At 50.6% G+C, this 21034-nt stretch carries 21 protein-coding genes; 15 read left to right on the top strand and 6 right to left on the bottom strand.

The window, feature by feature from the left end:
* Positions 1–96: 96 nt before the first annotated feature.
* From ACOZB4_RS30085 to ACOZB4_RS30070, 4 genes are read right to left on the bottom strand one after another with little or no spacing between them, the layout of a single operon-like run.
* The gene (locus ACOZB4_RS30085; RefSeq protein WP_379414488.1) at positions 97–708 is read right to left on the bottom strand and encodes a response regulator transcription factor; all 612 of its coding nucleotides are present in this window, start codon (positions 706–708) and stop codon (positions 97–99) included.
* Positions 641–1873 carry a sensor histidine kinase gene (locus tag ACOZB4_RS30080; protein ID WP_379414489.1) on the bottom strand — a complete coding sequence of 411 codons (1233 nt, stop codon included), beginning with the start codon at positions 1871–1873 and terminating at the stop codon, positions 641–643. Before ACOZB4_RS30080 ends, ACOZB4_RS30085 begins: the two co-directional genes overlap by 68 nt.
* Positions 1874–1893: 20 nt before the next feature.
* Positions 1894–2640: an ABC transporter permease gene (locus tag ACOZB4_RS30075; RefSeq protein WP_379414490.1), complete on the bottom strand. Its 747-nt coding sequence runs from the start codon at positions 2638–2640 to the stop codon at positions 1894–1896.
* A gap of 2 nt (positions 2641–2642) precedes the next feature.
* Entirely contained in the window at positions 2643–3566 is a 924-nt protein-coding gene (locus tag ACOZB4_RS30070; protein ID WP_379414491.1) for an ABC transporter ATP-binding protein, read from the bottom strand.
* Between the two features lie 311 nt (positions 3567–3877).
* On the opposite strand from ACOZB4_RS30070, the gene ACOZB4_RS30065 reads away from it, so the two are divergent.
* The 9 genes from ACOZB4_RS30065 (at position 3878) to ACOZB4_RS30025 (ending at position 13083) form a co-directional block, all read left to right on the top strand.
* Entirely contained in the window at positions 3878–4828 is a 951-nt protein-coding gene (locus tag ACOZB4_RS30065; protein WP_076326177.1) for an ROK family glucokinase, read from the top strand.
* 52 nt (positions 4829–4880) lie between these two features.
* The gene (gene rapZ, locus ACOZB4_RS30060; RefSeq protein ID WP_379414492.1) at positions 4881–5789 is read left to right on the top strand and encodes an RNase adapter RapZ; all 909 of its coding nucleotides are present in this window, start codon (positions 4881–4883) and stop codon (positions 5787–5789) included.
* A gap of 57 nt (positions 5790–5846) precedes the next feature.
* A complete protein-coding gene (locus ACOZB4_RS30055; protein ID WP_174819264.1) occupies positions 5847–6788 on the top strand; it encodes a gluconeogenesis factor YvcK family protein in 942 nt (313 codons plus the stop codon).
* Between the two features lie 5 nt (positions 6789–6793).
* Positions 6794–7723 carry a DNA-binding protein WhiA gene (whiA, locus tag ACOZB4_RS30050; protein ID WP_076326180.1) on the top strand — a complete coding sequence of 310 codons (930 nt, stop codon included), beginning with the start codon at positions 6794–6796 and terminating at the stop codon, positions 7721–7723.
* A 102-nt stretch (positions 7724–7825) separates the two neighbouring features.
* On the top strand, positions 7826–8095 hold the full coding sequence (locus tag ACOZB4_RS30045) for an HPr family phosphocarrier protein (protein WP_006207570.1): 270 nt from the start codon (positions 7826–7828) through the stop codon (positions 8093–8095).
* A gap of 320 nt (positions 8096–8415) precedes the next feature.
* Entirely contained in the window at positions 8416–10215 is a 1800-nt protein-coding gene (locus ACOZB4_RS30040; RefSeq protein WP_379414493.1) for an ABC transporter ATP-binding protein, read from the top strand.
* A gap of 46 nt (positions 10216–10261) precedes the next feature.
* A complete protein-coding gene (locus ACOZB4_RS30035; RefSeq protein ID WP_076326181.1) occupies positions 10262–10942 on the top strand; it encodes a response regulator transcription factor in 681 nt (226 codons plus the stop codon).
* The gene (locus tag ACOZB4_RS30030) at positions 10942–12018 is read left to right on the top strand and encodes a HAMP domain-containing sensor histidine kinase (RefSeq protein ID WP_379414494.1); all 1077 of its coding nucleotides are present in this window, start codon (positions 10942–10944) and stop codon (positions 12016–12018) included. Before ACOZB4_RS30035 ends, ACOZB4_RS30030 begins: the two co-directional genes overlap by 1 nt.
* A 786-nt stretch (positions 12019–12804) precedes the next feature.
* A complete protein-coding gene (locus ACOZB4_RS30025) occupies positions 12805–13083 on the top strand; it encodes a hypothetical protein (protein ID WP_379414495.1) in 279 nt (92 codons plus the stop codon).
* Here the strand turns inward: ACOZB4_RS30025 and ACOZB4_RS30020 are convergent, their stop codons facing one another.
* Together ACOZB4_RS30020 and ACOZB4_RS30015 are read right to left on the bottom strand one after the other, a co-directional pair.
* Positions 13084–13812 (bottom strand): amino acid ABC transporter ATP-binding protein, encoded by a 729-nt coding sequence (locus ACOZB4_RS30020; RefSeq protein ID WP_076326183.1) that lies wholly within the window; start codon positions 13810–13812, stop codon positions 13084–13086. It lies immediately after the preceding gene.
* Positions 13805–15193 (bottom strand): amino acid ABC transporter substrate-binding protein/permease, encoded by a 1389-nt coding sequence (locus ACOZB4_RS30015; protein WP_379414515.1) that lies wholly within the window; start codon positions 15191–15193, stop codon positions 13805–13807. The genes ACOZB4_RS30020 and ACOZB4_RS30015 overlap by 8 nt, the downstream gene beginning before the upstream one ends.
* A gap of 322 nt (positions 15194–15515) precedes the next feature.
* On the opposite strand from ACOZB4_RS30015, the gene ACOZB4_RS30010 reads away from it, so the two are divergent.
* The 6 genes from ACOZB4_RS30010 (at position 15516) to ACOZB4_RS29985 (ending at position 20841) form a co-directional block, all read left to right on the top strand.
* Positions 15516–16277 carry an SIMPL domain-containing protein gene (locus ACOZB4_RS30010; RefSeq protein WP_379414496.1) on the top strand — a complete coding sequence of 254 codons (762 nt, stop codon included), beginning with the start codon at positions 15516–15518 and terminating at the stop codon, positions 16275–16277.
* 402 nt (positions 16278–16679) lie between these two features.
* Positions 16680–17651, top strand: coding sequence for an ABC transporter ATP-binding protein (locus tag ACOZB4_RS30005; RefSeq protein WP_076326186.1), 972 nt, complete (start codon positions 16680–16682; stop codon positions 17649–17651).
* Entirely contained in the window at positions 17648–18496 is an 849-nt protein-coding gene (locus ACOZB4_RS30000) for an ABC transporter permease (protein ID WP_379414497.1), read from the top strand. Before ACOZB4_RS30005 ends, ACOZB4_RS30000 begins: the two co-directional genes overlap by 4 nt.
* A 45-nt stretch (positions 18497–18541) precedes the next feature.
* Positions 18542–19303, top strand: a complete 762-nt coding sequence (locus tag ACOZB4_RS29995; RefSeq protein ID WP_179090738.1) for an ABC transporter permease — start codon at positions 18542–18544, stop codon at positions 19301–19303.
* 59 nt (positions 19304–19362) lie between these two features.
* The gene (locus ACOZB4_RS29990; RefSeq protein ID WP_379414498.1) at positions 19363–20415 is read left to right on the top strand and encodes an ABC transporter substrate-binding protein; all 1053 of its coding nucleotides are present in this window, start codon (positions 19363–19365) and stop codon (positions 20413–20415) included.
* Between the two features lie 228 nt (positions 20416–20643).
* On the top strand, positions 20644–20841 hold the full coding sequence (locus tag ACOZB4_RS29985) for a hypothetical protein (RefSeq protein WP_379414499.1): 198 nt from the start codon (positions 20644–20646) through the stop codon (positions 20839–20841).
* Positions 20842–21034: the final 193 nt, after the last annotated feature.

The following is a 21034-nucleotide window of genomic DNA, read 5'->3' as shown; positions in this document are numbered from 1 at the left end:
AAACAGACCCAAATGGGCCTGTTTGCGCTGTGAAGTACAAAAAGCCCTCGTCTCTTCAAGACGAGGGTAAGGGGGGTGATCAAGCTGCAAGGAATGCTATATCCAGCCCTTCTCTTCGGCCATCGAGATGGCCTCAATCCGGTTCTTGGCACTGAGCTTGCTTAAAATCTCAGACATATAGTTGCGGACAGTCCCATAGGACAAGTGAAGCTTCAAGGCAATTTCATTGGAGCTGTTGCCGTCTGCAGCCAACCGCAGCACTTCCCGTTCGCGTTCGGTCAGCGGATTGGCACCCGTACCTGAAAGCGTACCGAATACGAGCTCAGGGGAGACCTCCCGCCGCCCATCCATTACCCGGCGGATGGCTTCTGCCAGCCGTTCACTGGGCTCGTCCTTAAGCAGGTATCCCTGAACTCCCGCCTGCACGGCCCGCTCGAAATAACCGGGTCTGGCAAAGGTCGTAAGTATGATGATTCGGCTGGCATAACCGCGCAGCTTCACTTCCTCCGCTACTTCGAGACCGCTGCGCGCAGGCATTTCGATATCGAGCAGGCATACATCGGGTTCATGCAAGCCAATCAGGGATAGAGCTTCATCACCGTCGCCGGCTTGACCAATCACATCAATATCGTCTTCAAAATCAAGCAAGGAAGCCAGAGCGCCGCGCAGCATTCGTTGATCCTCGGCGATCAGCACTTTGATGCTCATGGGATGTGTCCTCCTTCCGGTTCTTGATGATGATCGGAACACGAATTTCTATTATCGTGCCTTGCTGGTCGGAGCTGGCCTCTACGGTGCCCCCGATAAGGGAAAGCCGCTCCACCATGCCTTTCAGGCCATTACTGTTGGATGAAGAAGATGGATCTTCTTCTTTGCATTGAAGACCGACTCCATTGTCGGCCACCTCAAGACGCCACTCATTGTCAAGCGACTCGAGGGCAATCCGGCACTGGCTTGCCTGACTGTGCTTCACCACATTGGTCACGGCCTCCCGCAAGCAGAGGCTCAGAATATTGTGGGCTAGGTCGGATATTCCCTCCAGCTTCGGGTTACCGGTGCAGATAAACCGGATATCGGCACTCTCCAGAATGATCTGGGCCTCTACCAATTCCTCGGGCAAGGTGGCGGTCCGCATATCGGACACCAGCTCACGTACTTGGCGCAGCGCGGCACGAGAGGTGTTCTGAATCTCCCGGGCTTCCAATTGGGCCTTCTCTGGATTCTTCATTGCCAGCTTCTCGACAAGCTGGCTCTTCAACGTGATGAGGGAGAGGGTATGGCCTAAGGTGTCATGAAGATCCCTGGCGATACGCATCCGCTCTTCACCTTTAATCAGATTGCGAATCTGCTCGTTAGCCTGCGCGAGCTCCTTCTCCAACTCCTGCCGCCGGTTCAATGAGCGGATACCGAAGGGTGAAAATAGCATGATGAGAAAGAAAGGAATCATAAAGACCAGATCCTTCCAGCCCAGCAAGCTCGCATTTTTGATTAAAGGAACAGTCTCGATGATGCCGAACAATACGAGGGAGATCGTGAAATTACGCCGGTCGGTATACCAGCCGATGAAATTGGCCGTAAAGAAGCCCATGTACATGTAGGTTGGGTGGTACCACATGCAGAGAATGAAAATGATGGACATCTGAACGCCCAGCCACGCAAAGAAACGAGGGGTGCCGGCGGCGAAGTAGAGCTGGCGGTACGTGACGAGAAACAAGGCAATAAGCGTAAAGCCGATCCCCATCTTCCATCCTTGTTCGCTCATCATGTTGATCACGGGCAGGGATATATAAATGAGCCATAAATAGGGGAAAACCCCCAATTGCGTTGGAAACACCTCAAACCCTGCAGATTTCGCGTCTTTCAATTTTTTCATGAAGCCATCATCCTATCCCCTTAATCGGCTTGTTGTTTTTTCCGAATATAGGTGGATAGTAACATAAATACTACCAAATATCCTGCCAAAACCATGAAATTATCCAAGCCCGGCGCTTCTCCGCGCACGATCGACCAGGCACCTCCGCCGAAATGGTAGGAGGGCATCCACTTGCCGATAGCTTGCATGATAGAAGGCATCGCCTCGATTGGGAACCACATCCCACCCGTAATGGCCAGCCCTAAGTAGATGCCGTTGCTGACACCGCTTGCCGTATCGACCCGTTTCATGGAGCCGATCAGGGTACCGATGGCAAGAAACGGGACGGATGCGATCAGAATCCACAGACCGCTGAGCAGCCATTGTCCGATGGTGAGGGAGACGCCGTTAATCAGATAGCCGGCTACGAAAATCACAATGATGCAGAGTAGATGCATGACCGTCTGCACAAACATTTTGCCAAAGAAATACACGCTGCCGGGAAGCGGCGTTACCCGCATGTAAACGGCCCAGCCCTGGACTCGTTCCTGAACGAGGCGTATGCCAAGCGACATGATGGCGGTGCCCATGACACTGAAGGATGCCATCGACATCAGATAATGCGCCTGCCATTGTCCAGTATCGTCGGCCCCCGTATTTACGACCCGGGTAAAGATGAAATAGAACAGAATCGGCATAGCGAGCGACCAGAAAATATAATACGGATTGCGCACCATCCGGAGCAGCTCCATCTTGCACTGTATGGCCAGCAGTTTCCAGGTTGTCATGATTATACTGCCTCCCCTTGATTCATCGTTAATTGCTCAAATGCTTCATCCAGGCTTCCTTGATCGATGCGGATATCACGTGCAGCCAGCCCGGCCCGAAACAGAGCTGCTAGTGCCGTGTCCGTATTATCCGTTACGGCGTTCAGCCGACCGTTCAGTTCATATACATCCGTTACGCCGGGGACCTCATGAAGCAGCTCTTTGACCTGCTGGTGATCCGCATCGACGATAAAGGAGAGCGACCTTCGGGTCAGCTTAGCCTTAATAGCTTCTGGCGTGCCGTCTGCAGCAACCTGACCCTGGTGGAACAGCAGAATGCGGTCAGCCATATCGTCCGCCTCTTGCAGGTAGTGGGTGGTGAACAGAATCGTCTTGCCCTGATCGGCAAGCTTGCGTACCGTCTGCCAGAATAACCGGCGTGCCGATGTATCCAGGCCGACCGTTGGTTCATCGAAGAATAACAGCTCGGGGTTCCCCGCAATCGCCAGTGCAAAGCTGAGCTTGCGTTTTTGGCCTCCGGACATTTTGACAGCCCATTTGTTAAGCTCCTCTGTTGTGAGCCCGCTAAGCAGGGCGATGTCTGGAAGCGACAACGGATTCGGATAATAGCCGCGAATGAGATTGATGATTTCACGCGTGCGGAGCCCGTCCATGACGCTCACCTCTTGAAGCATGGCGCCGATCTTCTCGCGGACTTTCAAGTCCTTCGGGCTTTGACCGAACAGGAGGACCTCGCCTTCGCTGGCGTCTTTAAGACCAAGCATCATGGAGATGGCGGTTGATTTACCTGCTCCGTTTGGCCCGAGAATGGCCGTGATAGATCCTTTTTCTATAGTAAACGACACTTGATTGACTGCTTTTTTGCTTCCGAACATTTTGGTTACCTGCCGTAGTTCCGCAATAGGTTCATGGATTGGTTTTGACATGGTATCGCTCCTTTCGTTATCGAAATGATCTGAATTCATCATACGAAAGAGAGGGAATGCCCGTTAGTAAAGGATGTCATCACTTCGGAGTGACATTTGTCATGTGCGAACTGCTAAAGATTAGAGGAGGTTTGATTATGAACAAATAAGGGCGGTTTCAAGCTTAGTTGTATGCGCTTACACATGCGCGACTAAAGGACTGCCTACGGTTTCCTGTCACGTTGTCTTCTCTTGACCGCAGGAGTGCCTTCAATTATAGTGGGTACAGTAGGAGCAATCTATAATATAGAAGGAAAAAGGTGGCTTGAAACATGTCTGAGAACATCTACGTCGGTGTCGATCTGGGCGGAACAGCAATTAAAGTTGGAATTTGCAATGAAGAAGGGCATCTTCTGCATAAGTATGAGGGGCCGACGGAAACAGCCAAAGGCGTTGACACGGTTATTGACAACATTGAGAAATATGTGCGTCACATTGTAGAAGAATCGCCATACAGCTGGGATCAACTTGCTGGTGTGGGAGCTGGATTCGCCGGATTTACGAATATTCGTGAAGGCATCATAATTTTGGCACCGAATGTAGGATTTAAAGATGTACCGATTCGCGCACTGCTTGAAGAGCGTCTCGGCAAGCCCGTCAAAATAGACAACGACGCCAATGTAGCTGCATTGGGTGAAGCTTGGAGCGGCTCAGGCCGCGGCGTTGAGAACTGCGTATGCTATACACTGGGTACCGGTGTCGGCGGAGGCATTATTATTAACGGCAAAATTTATCAGGGGTTTGGCGGCATGGCTGGCGAGCTTGGACATATCTCGGTTGTGCCGGACTTGGAAGCGATTCAATGCGGATGCGGTGAAATGGGCTGCCTCGAGACGGTTTCGTCGGCAACCGGCATTATCCGCATGGCGAAGGATGCCGTAGAGCGTGGCGACCGTACTTCCCTTGCCCATGTAGAGAGCATTGCGGCGAAGGAAGTATTTGACGCTGCAAAGGCCGGCGATGAAGTTGCCGTTCGGATCGTGAATCGCGCAGCTTATTACCTGGGCAAATCCATGGCTGCCGTTGCGGCCGTGTTGAATCCGGAAGCCTTTATTATCGGCGGCGGTGTATCCAAAGCCGGCGACATTCTGTTTAATGAAGTTCGTGCTGTATTTGCGAAGCTGACACCAGAGCCGCTTCAGCGAGGTGTACGCATCGTTCCGGCTGAGCTCGGCAATGATGCCGGCGTTGTAGGCGCTGCTGGTCTGCATTTGCGTTCATAGTCATTAATCACCATACATCGTCTGATCTAAACTTATAAGGGAGGGAAAGCTGATGCTGGAAGCAGCCAACCGCGGCAGCAACACATCATCCATGGCCACCCTGATCATCATCACCGGGATGTCGGGAGCAGGTAAGACCTTGGCCGTACAAAGTCTGGAGGATCTAGGATTCTTTTGCGTCGATAACCTGCCTCCGGTGCTCATTCCCAAATTCGCGGAGCTGATCGAACAATCCAAGGGGAAGATCGGCAAGGTTGCATTGGTCATCGACCTGCGTGGCCGCGAATTTTTCACGGCTCTATCAGAGTCTCTGAGTTACATCAAGGATCACTTTACCATCCATTGCGAGATTCTGTTCCTGGATGCAACGGATTCCGTGCTTGTTCAACGCTATAAGGAAAGCCGTCGTCGCCATCCCCTCGCTCCGGAAGGCATGCCGCTTGACGGTATAAGGTTGGAGCGCAAAATGCTGGATGAGCTGAAGAATTCGGCCACTCAGGTGATCGATACCAGCAATATGAAGCCTGTGCGATTGAAGGAGAAGATTATCTCCCGCTTCACACATCTGGAGAGCAGCACGTTATCGGTAAATATTACATCCTTTGGGTTTAAATACGGTATTCCGATTGACGCTGATCTGGTGTTTGATGTGCGCTTTCTGCCCAACCCGCACTATATTGAGCAGCTGCGTCCAAATACCGGCCAGAACAGTGACGTATATGAATATGTGATGAAATGGCCGGAGACACAGGCTTTCATAACCAAACTGCTCGATATGCTGCATTTCTTGATCCCGCAGTATCGGAAGGAAGGCAAAAGCCAGGTTATTATCGGCATTGGCTGTACCGGCGGGAAGCATCGCTCCGTTGCGATAGCGGAATACCTTGGCAAAATGCTGGGCGTTAGCGAAACGGAGACGGTATCGGTGAGTCACCGTGATTCTGATCGGGATCGGCATTAATTAAGGGAAGTGATAAATGTGGCTGTGCAAGCTAAAAAGCGTCCCCGTATCGTGGTGATGGGTGGAGGAACCGGGCTGTCCGTCATGCTGCGGGGACTCAAGGAAAAGCCGCTTGATATTACGGCCATCGTTACCGTCGCTGATGATGGGGGAAGCTCCGGCATACTGCGTAGCGAATTGCAGATGCCGCCCCCGGGAGATATTCGAAATGTACTTACAGCGCTTGCCGATGTGGAGCCGCTGTTATCCGATATATTGAAATACCGTTTTAAGAATGGCTCGGGACTGGCCGGGCACAGCCTCGGCAATTTAATCTTGGCTGCCATGACGGATTTGCACGGTGATTTTGTCACGGCAGTCAAGGAGATGAGCCGGGTTTTTGTTGTTCGTGGACAGGTGCTGCCTGCGGCAGGTGAAGCTGTTATTTTGCATGCGGAGATGGAGGACGGTTCCATTGTGACCGGTGAATCCAAAATCCCGGAGGCTGGACAGCGCATTAAGCGGATCTTCCTGGAGCCAGAGCATGTCGAGCCACTGCCGGAGGCGCTGGAGGCAATTCAGCAGGCCGATGCAATTCTGATCGGTCCGGGAAGCCTGTATACCAGTATTTTGCCCAATTTGCTTGTTCCCAAGCTTGCTGAGGCTATCGTATCCTCTGAGGCGATCAAAATGTTCGTGTGCAATGTGATGACGCAGCCTGGAGAAACCGATAATTATACGGTGAGTGATCATTTGCAGGCCGTTTACGACCATATTGGTCTTCATCTGTTCGATTATGTTATTGTAAATGATGGAGAAATCCCGCCTCAGGTTCAGGATAAGTATGCCCAGAAGGGTGCAAAGCCCGTATTCCTGGATCGTGATGAGGTGACCAGCAGAGGGTACAAACTCATTGCAGATAAGCTTGTGCTATTTAGAACATACTTAAGGCATGACGCTGACAAGCTGAGCAACCATATTTTTCAGCTGGTACAGGATTGGATTACACGAAAGGGGTGAGTACCTTGTCCTTTGCGGCACAGACGAAGAAAGAACTGACAATGATCGAAAGCCAGAACTGCTGTGAAAAAGCCGAGCTGTCCGCGCTCATTCGGATGAACGGTTCTGTTCAACTTTCGAACAAAAAGGTAATCCTGGATATTTCAACGGAAAATGCCGCGATTGCAAGACGTATTTATTCCTTAATTAAGAGGCATTTCCAGGCGCATACTGAACTTTTGGTGCGTAAAAAAATGCGTTTGAAGAAGAATAACGTATATATCGTTCGTATTCCCGCCCAGGTTCAGGAGATACTTAAAGAACTGTGCATCGTTTCCGAAGGCTTTCTGTTTCAATCGCGGATTGATAAACAAATCGTTCGCAAAAATTGCTGTAAACGCGCCTATTTGCGCGGTGCCTTTATGGCTGGCGGATCCGTGAACAATCCGGAGGGGTCTTCGTACCATCTCGAAATTGCCTCAATGTATGAAGAGCACTGCCAGTCCCTGGTGGATCTGGCGAATGAATTTCATCTGAACGCACGTTGTATCGAGCGGAAGAAAGGCTTTATCTTCTACATTAAGGAAGGCGAGAAAATAATCGAATTCCTTAATCTGATCGGTGCCCATCAGGCATTGTTCAAGTTCGAGGATGTTCGTATTATGCGGGACATGCGTAACTCGGTAAACCGGATCGTGAACTGCGAGACCGCCAACCTGAACAAAACGATCGGCGCTGCCGTCCGTCAAATTGAGAACATCAAGCTGCTCCAAAAGGAAATGGGTCTTGAGAATTTGCCTGATAAACTGCGGGAAGTGGCGGAAATAAGGCTGGCTCATCCGGACATGAATCTCAAGGAAGTCGGTGAGCTTCTTAAAGGAACCGTTAGCAAATCCGGCGTCAATCACCGTCTGCGCAAAATCGACGAATTGGCCGAAAAGATTCGGAATGGGTAAGAATTTTTTCTTCTAGTGTCCTGTATGGTAAAATGGTATAATATTATAAAATGTCAATCGCGCTTTCAATGCAGCAGATTTATTAGATAGGGGGTAATTTTCATGACAAAGCACCCGGTAGTCGTTCGGTTAAAGACGGGTCTTCACGCCAGACCGGCCGCGCTGTTCGTTCAGGAAGCGAATAAATACTCATCTGAAATCTTCGTTGAAAAAGATGATAAAAAAGTAAATGCCAAAAGTATCATGGGAATTATGAGCCTTGCGATCAGCTCTGGTACGGAAGTTTACATTAGTGCTGAGGGAGCCGACGCGGAGCAAGCGGTTACTTCACTCGTGAACTTGGTGAGCAAAGAGGAACTCGAGAACCAATAAGGGCAACCGTGATTGAAGTTTAAGAAAAGTCTTGTTACTGCAAGGCTTTTTTTGCTATCAAGCTCTGGTATTGCTGGGATTCTCGCTTGATTCTACGTACATAAGAATAGGTTTTAAGAGAAGGGGCGGAGACATCCGCCCTTTTTCAATTTCGGGGCCCCCGCAAAGGATTTGGAATAAACATCGTAGCATGAGCTCCACTTTGTGGGGTTATTTTACGTTGTTTTCATAAAATTAAGCCTTCGTTTAACTTCAGTTTAACTTGTTGATATATTCTTTCCTTACAGATGATAAATAGGGATGGAAGGGAAGAGAAACCGATGAGAGAAACGGATCATACTTCTATACAAGAAATAACGCAGGAAAAGTCGGCCGGCAGCAATAAAGCAGGTTCGAAGGCCTTCATCCGGCTGTTGAAAGAAACGAAACCTCCGATGCTGCTGCTGATTGGAGCGATCCTGCTGAGTGTGGTATCAACCCTGATCGGACTAGTCATTCCGATGTTTACAAAGAGCCTGGTGGATGGCTTTTCCTTAACGGATATGAATCGTTCCCATATCATCGGGCTTGGCATTGCGTTTGTGTTGCAGACGATTGCCTCGGGGGTCTCGATTTTCCTGCTGAGTTATACGGGACAGAAGATGGTGGCTGCCCTTAGGGATCGGCTGTGGAAAAAGCTGCTTGTACTGCCGATCCGCTACTTCGATCATAACCGTTCAGGGGAATCGGTTAGCCGGATGACGAATGATACAGGAGTGATCAAAAGTCTCATATCGGACCATGTGGCCGGATTCTTCAGCGGGATCATTTCTATTGTCGGTTCCATTGGGGTGCTCCTCTATTTAAACTGGAAGATGACGCTGACGATGTTTATCGTCATTCCGATTGCAGCGCTGATTCTTGTGCCGCTCGGCAAGAAAATGTATAAAATATCGCTTGGCATGCAAGATGAGACAGCTACGTTTACAGCGAATATCAGTCAGGTGTTGTCCGAGATTCGCTTGGTTAAAGCTTCTAATGCTGAGGACAGAGAGTATGAGAATGGGCATAAAGGGATTACTAATCTGCTGAATTTCGGGATCAAGGAAGGTGTGGTATCCGCCTGGATCGCGCCGCTGATGTCCTTCGTGCTGATGATGCTGCTGGTGGTGGTCATCGGGTATGGCGGACTTCAGGTATCCACAGGGGCGCTGACCGCTGGGGAGCTGGTTGCGTTTATCCTGTATTTGATTCAGATCGTGATGCCGATGACGCAGTTAACGACGTTTTTTACCCAGTTTCAGAAGGCTAAAGGAGCAACGGAGCGAATATTGGAAACGCTGGATGCAGAGGAAGAGTCCATTTCGGCCGGTACTGATGTGGTGAACGCGAATCAGCGGATGTCCATCGAGAATCTTTCGTTTGGTTACAAGCCGGATGAGCTGGTGCTGCATGATATCAGCTTTCAGATGGAGCCGGGCACGGTCACGGCCGTGGTTGGACCGAGTGGCGGAGGCAAAACGACGCTGTTTTCCATGCTGGAGCGTTTTTACCTTCCGCAAAAAGGGCAGATCCGATTGGGCAAGACGGCGATCGATACGTTCTCTTTACGCTCATGGCGCGGATTGATCGGCTATGTTTCACAAGATAGTCCAATGATTGCGGGAACCATTCGTGATAACTTATGTTATGGGATGGACCGGGAGGTGAGCGATGGGGAGATCCGAAGAGCGGCAGAAATGGCCTATGCGGATGGATTTATCGACGAGCTGCCTCATGGCTTTGATACGGATGTGGGCGAACGGGGCGTGAAGCTCTCGGGCGGACAGCGGCAGCGGATTGCCATCGCCAGAGCCCTGCTGCGGGATCCCAAGATTCTGATGCTGGACGAAGCCACTTCCAGTCTGGATAGCCGTTCCGAGATTGAAGTGCAGAAGGCGCTCAAGAACCTCATGGCTGGACGGACGACGATTATTATTGCGCACCGGTTATCCACGGTGGTGGGAGCTGATCAGATTATTTTCCTTGAAAAAGGAACGGTAACCGGACGGGGAACGCATGATGAATTGATTGAGCAGCATGATATGTATAGGGAATTTGCCGTGCAGCAGCTGCAAATGAATGAAACGATCGAGGCCTAAGGCCTAAGGGCGCCTTGAAGATGCTGGGGAAGAAGGGATGGCAACCATGGCAAAAATATTGGTAGTGGACGATGACCCGAACATCCGCGAACTCATAAAGGTGTTCCTGGAGGAAGCGGGAATGGAAGAGGTGTTCGAAGCTTCGGATGGCGTCGAGGCCTTGTCCGTCATGGACCAGACATCCGTCGATCTGGTCGTGATGGATATCATGATGCCAAATATGGACGGATGGGAGTTATGCCGGGAGATCCGGAGGAACACCGGTATTCCGGTGCTGATGCTGACGGCAAAAGGGGAGACGAGACAGATCGTGAAGGGCTTTGAGCTGGGCACCGACGATTATCTGGTGAAGCCCTTCGAGCCCGCAGAGCTCGTCGTGCGCGTCAAAGCGCTGCTGAAGCGGTATCAGGTAGCCGCATCGCAGACGGTGACCGTCGGCAAGCTGCAGATGAACCGCAGAACCTATGAGGTCAAGGCGGGTGATGAGGTTTTTACCCTGCCGCTGAAGGAGTTTGAGCTTCTCTTCAAGCTGGCCAGCTACCCGGGGAGCACGTTGACGCGTGATCGGTTGATCGAAGAGATATGGGGCTATGACTTTGAAGGGAACGAACGGACGCTGGACGTCCACGTGAATCGGCTGCGGGAGCGGTTCCCGGAGGAGAAGTACCGGTTCAGGATTCGGACGGTGCGCGGGCTGGGATATCGCCTGGAAGCAGGTGAGGGCTGATGAAAAAAACACCCAAAATCTTGTGGAAGATCGTTCGAGAAACGCTTCAGACGATCTTGGTTTTCGCGGTCTTAGGAGCGTCTTGGACGGCGGCGACTTATGTGACTCGGTTTGTTTACACCTGGACGGGAACCCCGCCGTGGGATTATGCCATCCAACTGATCGACTTGTTTGTCGGCGTAATCATTTTCTTCCTGTGCATGCTGGTCGTGGGCATGTTCTTCAAGCACCGGCAAATGGCCATGCTGAATTCCATTACGGATGCCATGCGACGGATATCGCAGGGGGACTTCAATGTAAAGATGAACGAAAATGAATGGCGCGGGGAGTTCAAGATGATCGCGAGCAGCATTAACGACATGGCCGGCGAATTGGGGCGGATGGAGACCATGCGTCAGGATTTCATCTCTAATGTGTCCCATGAAATCCAATCCCCACTTACTTCGATTCGGGGGTTTGCCCGAGCGCTCCGAAGTCCCCGCCTTACGGAGGAGAAGAGAGCCCGTTATCTGGAGATCATCGAAGGAGAGAGCCGCCGCTTGTCGCAGTTGAGTGACAATCTGTTGAAGCTGTCGTCCCTGGAAGGAGAGCAGCCGGCATTCGAAAGGGCCCGCTACCGGCTCGACGGGCAGCTGCGTGCGGTCGTCTTGGCGAATGAACCGCAATGGCTGGCGAAGCGGATTCAGGTGGATCTGGACCTCGCTGAGGTAGAGATTGAGGCAACGGAGGATCTCCTGAGTCAAGTATGGAACAATTTGCTGCACAACAGCATCAAATTCACGCCCGAAGACGGCATGATCACGATTGTGCTGAAAGCAGGAGAAGACGGGGCCGAGGTTACGATGACGGATACGGGAGTCGGGATGTCGGAGTCGGATCAGCTGCATATATTCGAACGCTTTTACAAAGCGGACAAATCGCGCAATCGCGCCGCGGGCGGCAGCGGGCTGGGATTATCCATCGTGAAGCGGATCGTCGATATTCATCAAGGGAAGATAACGGTCCAATCCGAGCTTGGGAAGGGATCGAAATTTACGGTGATGGTACCTTATAAGCGATCTCTGGATACGAAGTAATGATTGTGCAGTGAAGGTTTGACATTAAAATTGGTACGTGAAGCTGTGACATGAAGTTGGATATGAAGTTTAGATGGGCTTGGATATGAAGAATAGATGGGTTTAATGAAGTACGTAGGGAGCTGACATAAAAAGGACGCTTATCGTGTGACTCTCCTCCAGGAAGGCGGGAAGGTATAGAGGATTAGGACTGTTTCGGGGATGTTCTCAAGAAGATACTAAAGGTGTGAGGAGATGGCTGCTCACCCGCCATATCTGGAACAACTTGAACCGGATATGTCCATAGAACAGGAGTAAGGGCTATGGTCGCCCCTACTCCTGTTTAAGCTGTGCACTGATGCGATATGGACAAACTCACCGAGTCGGGTTAAAGCAGGTGAATTAGCTAAAACGGTCGCGAATTTGGCGGACACCAAGGACCTTATTTGCCGAATTAAGCGCGATATTCTAAAATAACGGACTCCAGATCCGTTATTTTAGGATTTGTTTAGGTAAATGCCGCCTTTTGGAAGGAATAACGGATCCTTGGTCCGGAAGTTTCCGGAAAACCGCCATTTTCCCTCAAATAAGGTACTCTTGGTCCGTTAGCTCCACTAAAGCAGCGTGCAGCCATCGCACGACCACCGCAGTCGACTCTAATTTTAATGCACATGCCATTAATAGCCGTATGATAACCGGTTAGTCTCACCCTAACGGGCTAGCTGGAAGGGTCGCTGGTTACTGCATGAATCTAGTCGACAGCCCTCCAAGCCTGCCCAAGACCACACACCGTGCACACAGGGAGCAGTGAGCACAGGGAGTAGTACACCAGGGAGCAGTACGCCAGGGAGCAGAACGCACAGGGAGCAGTACGCCAGGGAGCAGTACGCACAGAGAGCAGAACGCACAGGGAGCAGTACGCCAGGGAGCAGTACGCACAGAGAGCAGAACGCACAGGGAGCAGTACGCCAGGGAGCAGAACGCACAGAGAGCAGAACGCACAGAGAGCAGTACACACAGAGAGCAGCCCGCAAGGTACATGTAGCTACACGGCAGCGGTTTGTTAAAGAAAGGTTAGCTGCGTGATTACAGCACCTTTTCCAAAAAGCTAATCGTCCGCTCATGCTTCGGTCTGCCGAACACTTCCTCTGGCGGGCCTTCCTCTACGATGTATCCGCCATCCATGAAGATCACCCGGTCCGCAACCTCGCGGGCAAAACCCATCTCGTGCGTGACAATCATCATCGTCATGCCTTCGCGCGCCAGATCCTTCATGACGCCGAGCACTTCGCCGACCATCTCGGGGTCCAGCGCCGATGTCGGCTCGTCAAACAGCATGATGTCCGGATTCATCGCCAGCGCCCGGGCGATCGCCACACGCTGCTTCTGACCGCCCGACAGCTGGCTCGGGAAGGCCTCCGCTTTATCGGAGAGGCCTACTTGCTCCAGAAGCTTTAGTCCCGTGGCACGAGCCTCGGATGCGTTCTGCTTGCCCAGCTCGACCGGGGCAAATGTAATGTTCTTCAGCACGTTGAAGTGGGGGAACAGATTAAAATGCTGGAACACCATGCCGATGTTCTGGCGCGCCTTGTTGATGTCTGTTTTAGGGTCATTGATATCCTTGTCATGCACGAATACCCTGCCTGCCGTAATGTCCTCCAGACGATTGATGCAGCGCAGGAAGGTGCTTTTGCCGGAGCCCGAAGGCCCGATGACACAGACAACTTCGCCTTCCTGGACCTGCATGTTAATGCCCTTCAGCACCTCATTCGTGCCAAAGTTCTTCTTCAGTCCTTCTACGCGGATTTTATCCATGACGCACCTTCCCTTCCAGACGGCCCGAAATTTTGGTCAGAATCGTGATCACGACCAGATACATGATGGCGACCACGAGCCAGATATCAAACGAAGCGAACGTTCTTGCAATGATGATTTTCCCGGATTGGGTCAGTTCGACCAGACCGATTACCGATAGGATCGATGTATCCTTGAGCGTGATCACGAGCTGGTTAATAAAGGTCGGAATCATCACTTTGATCGCTTGGGGAATGATGATTTTCATCATGGCTTTGCGGTATGGCAAACCGAGCGAGCGGGCAGCCTCAAGCTGTCCAGGGTCAATGGATTGGATACCGCCCCGGATAATTTCCGTTACATAAGCACCGGCATTCAGGCTAAGTGTCAGGACCGCTGCCACGATCGGCGACATCGTGAAGCCGAGTGCCTGCGGAATACCAAAGTAGATGAAGAAGGCAAGGACTAGCAGCGGTATGCCACGGAAAATGTCCACGAATACGGTTGCGATGCCTCGGAGCCATTTATTGCGTCCGACCTTCATAAAGCCGAATATCAACCCTAAGAAAAACGCGAAGAACAGCGATACGATGGTCAGCAGCAGTGTATTGCCAAGGCCCTTCAGCAGCGAAGGCAGCGACTCCACGATAAGCTCCCAACGGCTTTGACTCGCCGCGCCTACGGCATTTTCGCCAATGTATTTTGCCTTAATACGGTCATACTCCCCGTTTGCCCTCAAGTTAATCAAGCCGGCATTGAATTTCTCCAGAAGCTCTTGGTTCTGTCCTTTACTAACGGCAAATCCGTAGGAGGCGCCAGGGACCATATCCGTAACGATCTTCAGTCCATTGTTCTGTTCGACTCCGTAAGCCAGCACGGGGAAGTCATCAAAACAGGCAACGGAATTGCCGGTCCTGACATCGTCATACATCTGGGCCGAATCGTCAAAAGGCACGATGGTGAATCCGTACTTGGAGGATATGGATTCCGCAAAGCTGTAGCCCTCCGTACCCGTTTTGACGGCGACTTTTTTCCCTTTTAAATCCTCATACCCTTTGATGGACTCCTGATCCTGGCGAATGGCCATGACCACACCTGAGTTAAAATAAGGATCAGAAAAGTCGAATTTCTGCTTCCGCTCATCCGTGATGCTCATGCCGGCAATGACACCGTCCACCTGGTTGGCTTCCAGCGCCTGAACCGCCGCATTGAAACCGAGCGGCTTGACTTCATATTTGAAGTTCTGATCTTTCGCGATCGCATCCAGCAGATCCATGTCGATACCGACAAAATTGCCGCTAGCATCCTGGAATTCAAACGGGGCAAACGTAATGTCTGTTCCGATCTGATAGGTTTTACCGGAGGCTGGCTCTGCCGCGGCGCTTGCCGCCCCGTATGGCATGCCCGCTGCCATGAGTATCAGCAGTGACATGAACGCGTATAACATCCGGAATGATTTCATAGTGACCTCCTCTTTTTAACACCGATGTAGTTAGTTACCCATGAAGGCTTCCTTATTAAACAGTTGCCGTCATCTTCATTGGGTATCTTATTGTGCTGATCCACCAATCATGCCTAGATATACCAATTAACAGGGGCGTATCAACAAAGTTAAAGAAAAATCTCAAAACGCTTCGTTCCGGATGCAACATTTACCAATGCCCTCACGTTAGAAGGGTAAGGCAAGCATGGCAGCGATGCCAATATAAAGGAGGCTGACAATAATGAAAAGATGGGTCAAACAAGTAGGTTCCATCATGATTGCAGGTGCACTGTTGACTGGCAGTACGGCAGTAGTAGGATTGAGCGGGGCAACCGAGGTGCATGCGGCGGAGGCAGCACAGCAAAACCTTCTTACCGTACTCGGTAAAGGCGAGATCTCGGTGAAGCCAGATATCGTATATCTTTCCATTGGGGCTGAATCGTATGCGGAAACCGCAAAATCCGCACAGAAGAGCAATGCGCAGAAAATGGATAAGATTACGAAGATGCTGAAAGAAACATGGAAGATCGATGACAAGGATATCAAAACCGAACAGTTCTATGTACAGCCTAACTATACGTACTCTGATGATAATGGACGTAAAGTGAAGAATTACAGTGCTTATCATTCCCTGGAAGTCACGCTTCGCGACTTGAGCAAAGTCGGCGATCTGCTCGATGCAGCGTCTGATGCCGGTGCCAATTCCATTGGCAACGCCCGTTTCTCAGTCGAGAACCGTGATGCTTTTGAAGCCCAAGTGATAGATAAGGCCATGGCGAATGCGGACCTGAAAGCTCAAGCGATGGCAAAAGCCTCCAAGCGTCAGCTCGGTATCGTGCTTAATATCGTGGAAGGTTCTGTTGGTGTAGATAACATTTATGGCCTCAATAACATGGCTGCAAAAGCTGAGTTCTCTCAGGCCGACGCGGGCGCCAGCACATCCGTGAAACCGGGCGAGATCAAAATCTCGACGCAGCTGTACGTGCAATATGAGCTGAAATAGTAACTGTTTTCGACTCATAATACTAAAAACCGTTCATCCGGGTCTTTATCGGGTGGACGGTTTTTTGTGCATCCCTCTTCGAAAAATGAAATACCATTATCCGGTCCTGTATCCGTGCCTTCCCTAGTTGAAATACACAGAAAAGTGTTGTGTATAGGGGGAAAACGAGGTATAGTGAATATGCGAAAAACTGAACTTTATTTAAACGTTAAAGCCATACCCATGGATATGGCTTTTTTTTCTTAGTAGAGACTTCTAGACGCTTCCACCCTTAAGAAACGGATTCTGCCAACCTGAGCACGATAGGCAGTATGACCGTTTCTTCTTAGTGGAGAACGTTTTTGTGCATACTGGTTAGCAGGAATGTACACATGGAATAGGTCACATTTGAAGAAGGGGTTGATGCATGTGATTGAACTTGTCCAGATCGAGAAGCATTTTCAGGGACAAGCGGTCGTGCATCCGCTGTCGCTCTCCATTAAAGAGGGGGAATTCCTGACTTTGCTGGGCCCCAGCGGCTGCGGCAAAACGACGATTCTCCGAATGATAGCAGGATTCGAACAGCCGACCGAAGGACAGGTCTGGCTGGCGGGTCAGAATGTGACGGAAATGCCTGCGAACAAGCGGGACTTGAATCTGGTATTCCAACACTATGCTCTGTTTCCGCATATGACCGTAGAAGATAATATCGCTTTTGGATTAAAAATGAAAAAAATGCCGCGTCAGCTCATCAAAGAGCGGGTGGACGAGGCCGTTGCCATGACACAGCTGACCGCCCTGCGGGAACGCTTTCCGCACCAACTGTCCGGCGGACAGCAGCAACGCGTGGCCATCGCCCGCGCCATCGCCAACAAGCCGAAGGTGCTGCTGCTGGATGAACCGCTGGGCGCATTGGATCTGCAGCTCCGCAAAAATCTGCAGTCCGAGCTCAAGCATTTGCAGCGGACGCTCGGGATTACGTTTGTCTATGTAACGCACGACCAAGAGGAAGCCATGATGCTCTCCGACCGGATCGTTATCATGAACCACGGACGGGTAGAACAAATCGGTACGCCGCGCGAGATCTATGCGAAACCGCAAACGCTGTTTGCCGCCACGTTTGTAGGGGAGAATAACGTCTTTTCCTCGCCCGAAGGTCTTTTTGCAGTGCGGCCGGAGAAACTCATTCCGCAGCGGGAGTCGGGTGCCAGGAAGAACGGCGTGATTGAGGATGTGCAGTACCTCGGCAGTGTTCATAAGCTGCTGGTCCAATTGGATGATGAACCGATGAAGGTCACGATTGCCCTGGATATCTCGGATGACCATCCTTGGGAGGTTGGTGAACGGGTTGGGGTGAACTGGAACACCAAGGATGAGGTGATCATCGGGCCATGAGGAAATCAAGGTTCCTGTTGACTCCGGTGCTGCTGTGGTTATCCCTGTTCCTGATCGTTCCGATGCTAATTGTGGTCGGCATCTCCCTGCTCTCGCGGGATTCGCTGGGGAATATCGTTTTTTCCTTCAGTCTCGAAGGCTATAAAACCTTTTTTGATCCATTATATTTGGGAATTTACTGGGATACCCTGGTATTGTCGCTGCTGACTACGGTGATTTGCTTGTTAGTCAGCTATCCTTTGGCCTATTATATAGCCAACGCTTCCCCGCGTATCCAAACCTGGGGATTAATTCTGATCACCGTCCCGTTCTGGATTAACTTTCTGATCCGCACTTATGCCTGGGTTCTCCTGCTACGAACGCAAGGCGTGGTGAACAGCCTGCTGCTGTGGATGGGTTGGATCGACGAGCCGATTCAGATGCTGTATACGTATGGCGCCGTACTTCTCGGCATGGTCTATAATTTCATTCCCTTCATGGTGCTGCCGATTTACGTGGCCCTGGAGCAGATGGATAAGCGTCTGATAGATGCGGCCAGCGATCTGGGCGCTTCTAGATGGAGGGCATTCCGCCACATTACCTTGCCGCAGAGCAAATCCGGTATCATGACGGGAGCGGTTCTGGTCTATGTCTCGACTTCCGGGATGTTTGTAGTTACGGATATTTTGGGAGGCGCGAAGTCCTCCATGATCAGTAATATTATTCAGCAGCAGTTCCTGGGTGCGCGCAACTGGCCCTTTGGAGCGGCGTTGTCGGTGATCTTTGTGATCACGTCCCTGGTGCTGATCCTGCTCTTTAACCGGGCGATGCAAGCCCGCCATCAACGCGTAGGGGAGGGGAGATAAGTGAAGAAGAAGAATCACCCGCTGCTTGGGATTCACTCTTTCCTTATGATGGCTTTCATCTATGTACCGATCATCATGATCATCATCTATTCCTTTAATAACACGCGGCTTAGCGGCAACTGGGAAGGATTTACGTTAGATTGGTATGTGTCGCTATTCGAGAACCGGCACGTGATGGAAGCGCTGATGAACAGTTTGACGGTGGCGGTCATATCAACGATCGTTTCCACCCTGCTTGGAACCGCGGCAGCGCTCTCGCTTCGGAGTATGGGGCGCAGAGGTCGCAGCGGCATGAATGGGCTGCTGTATCTGCCCGTCATTATCCCGGATATTATTATGGGGCTGTCGCTGCTGGTGCTGTTCAGTCAACTGAACATGCCGCTTGGCAAGACGACGGTGATTATCGCACATATAACGTTCAGCCTATCGTATGTGTATGTCGTGGTGACAGCCAGACTGTCGGGCATGGGCAAACAGCTGGATGAGGCGGCCCAGGATTTGGGGGCTACGCCTTGGCAGACGTTCCGGCATGTTACATTGCCGCAGATTGCTCCGGGCATTATCTCCGGCGCCTTGATTGCTTTTACGCTGTCATTGGATGATTTTATGGTCAGTTTTTTTGTCGCCGGCCCAAGCTCAACGACGCTGCCGATCTATATTTACGCTCAGGTGAAGCGTGGCATCTCGCCAGAAATTAACGCGCTGTGTACGCTGCTCATTCTAGTCAGCATCACGCTGATTCTGTTAGCCCAATATATTCTTAACCGCGGCAATGGGCAAAAGAAACATAAAACATTACCGATCTAAGTGAGATGAACGCTTTTTTCGAAATAAAACATGCAAGTGGAAAGAGAGGAGATATTGAATTGAAAAAATCAAGATGGACCCGCCTGCTGACGGCAGGCATGGTTGCGGTTTTGTCTGTGGGACTCTTGGCCGGTTGCGGATCGGATAAGGAGACACTCCACATTTACAGCTGGGCGGATAACTTTGATCCTGAGGTGCTGAAGGACTTCGAAGCGAAGTTCGACGTGAAGGTAACCTACGACAATTACGCAAACAATGAAGACCTGCTGGCAAAGATCAAGGCTGGCGGCAGTGGATATGACCTCATTCAGCCGTCCGATTATATGGTGAAAACGATGATTGAATCGGAGCTGCTTGAGCCGCTTGATATGAATAATATCCCGAACTTCGTCAATCTTACGGATACTTTCAAAGATCCTTCTTATGACCCGGGCAATAAATATTCGATTGTCTACACGTCCGGTGTAACGGGAATTGCATATAACAAGAAGTATGTGAAGGACGAGATCAATAGCTGGGAAGACCTCTGGAACCCGGAATACAAGGGTAAAGTTCTGCTTCTGGATGACAACCGTGAAATGATCGGCATGGCGCTGAAGAAGCAAGGGAAATCCAACAGCAGCACGGATGAAGCGGAAATCACCGCGGCTACGGATGACCTGAAGACCTTGCTGCCAAATGTGCTTGCGTTTGATACGGATAACATTAAGCAGAAGATGATCCAAGAAGAAGGCTGGATTGCTACGGTCTGGTCCGGAGATGCGGCCTTCATTGCAGCGGAGAATCCGGATGTGGCGTATGTCGTGCCAGAAGAAGGGGCTACCATCTTCTCTGATAACTACGCGATTCCTAAGGGAGCCAAGAATAAAGAGCTGGCCGAGAAATTCATTAACTTCATGATGGAGCCTGAGGTCAGCGCCAAAAACTATGAATTCATCGGATACAGCAATCCGAACACCAAAGCGATGGAATTCCATAGCGAGGAATACCGCGCCAATACGATGATCAACCTGACAGATGAAGAGCTGGGCCGTACCGAATGGCTCGATAATGTCGGTGACTCGCTCTCGATCTATGATCGTTTATGGACCGAACTGAAAAGCGGTCGTTAATTATAACAAGCATTTTCATATTTTTGTAATAAAAAAGTCTGTCCCATTGGGGCAGGCTCTTTTTTGTTTGTAAAGAATAGGTCCTAAGACCCGGAATGGGGAAAAATGTCCGATTTATGCGAATCGAACCACAACTTCGGGGCCCGTTTCGTTGTTATATATAAGGGAGGACGCAAATGATTTAAACCAGGTTTCTATGGGTTTAAATCAGGAAAAGGAGAAATCGGCTTGAGCGATGTGATGGGCTTGCTGGTTCTTGCAGGAATCGTAGCGGGCGTTGCAGCGGTGTTGTTTCTGAACTTCTTCAGGAAAAGCGCTCTGCATCTGGTGTTATTGAGTATTCACAGTGCGCTTGTCGGTATCGGATTATTTCTATTAAGTTATGCACTCCGGTGCAGCGAAATCTTGTTGTTTATGGGTGCATGAGCTCTCTTTTGTGGTGTGTTTCTAAGCTTATAAGCATTCATGCAGAAAGATTAGAAGAACGTGTAGGTCCTACGACCTGGAATCAAAATTGTCATTGGCGTTGTTACCAATACATTGAAAGCTTTCCTTATAATGATTAAGGGTAATAGATTAACAACTAACGGAAACTTAATTTAACAAAGGTGGAGTTCTG

This window comes from Paenibacillus sp. NPDC058898 (assembly GCF_049316025.1).
GTDB lineage: Bacteria > Bacillota > Bacilli > Paenibacillales > Paenibacillaceae > Paenibacillus_AQ.
Note: the sequence above shows the minus strand (reverse complement) of the source record. Positions and strands in the feature narration are given on the sequence as shown.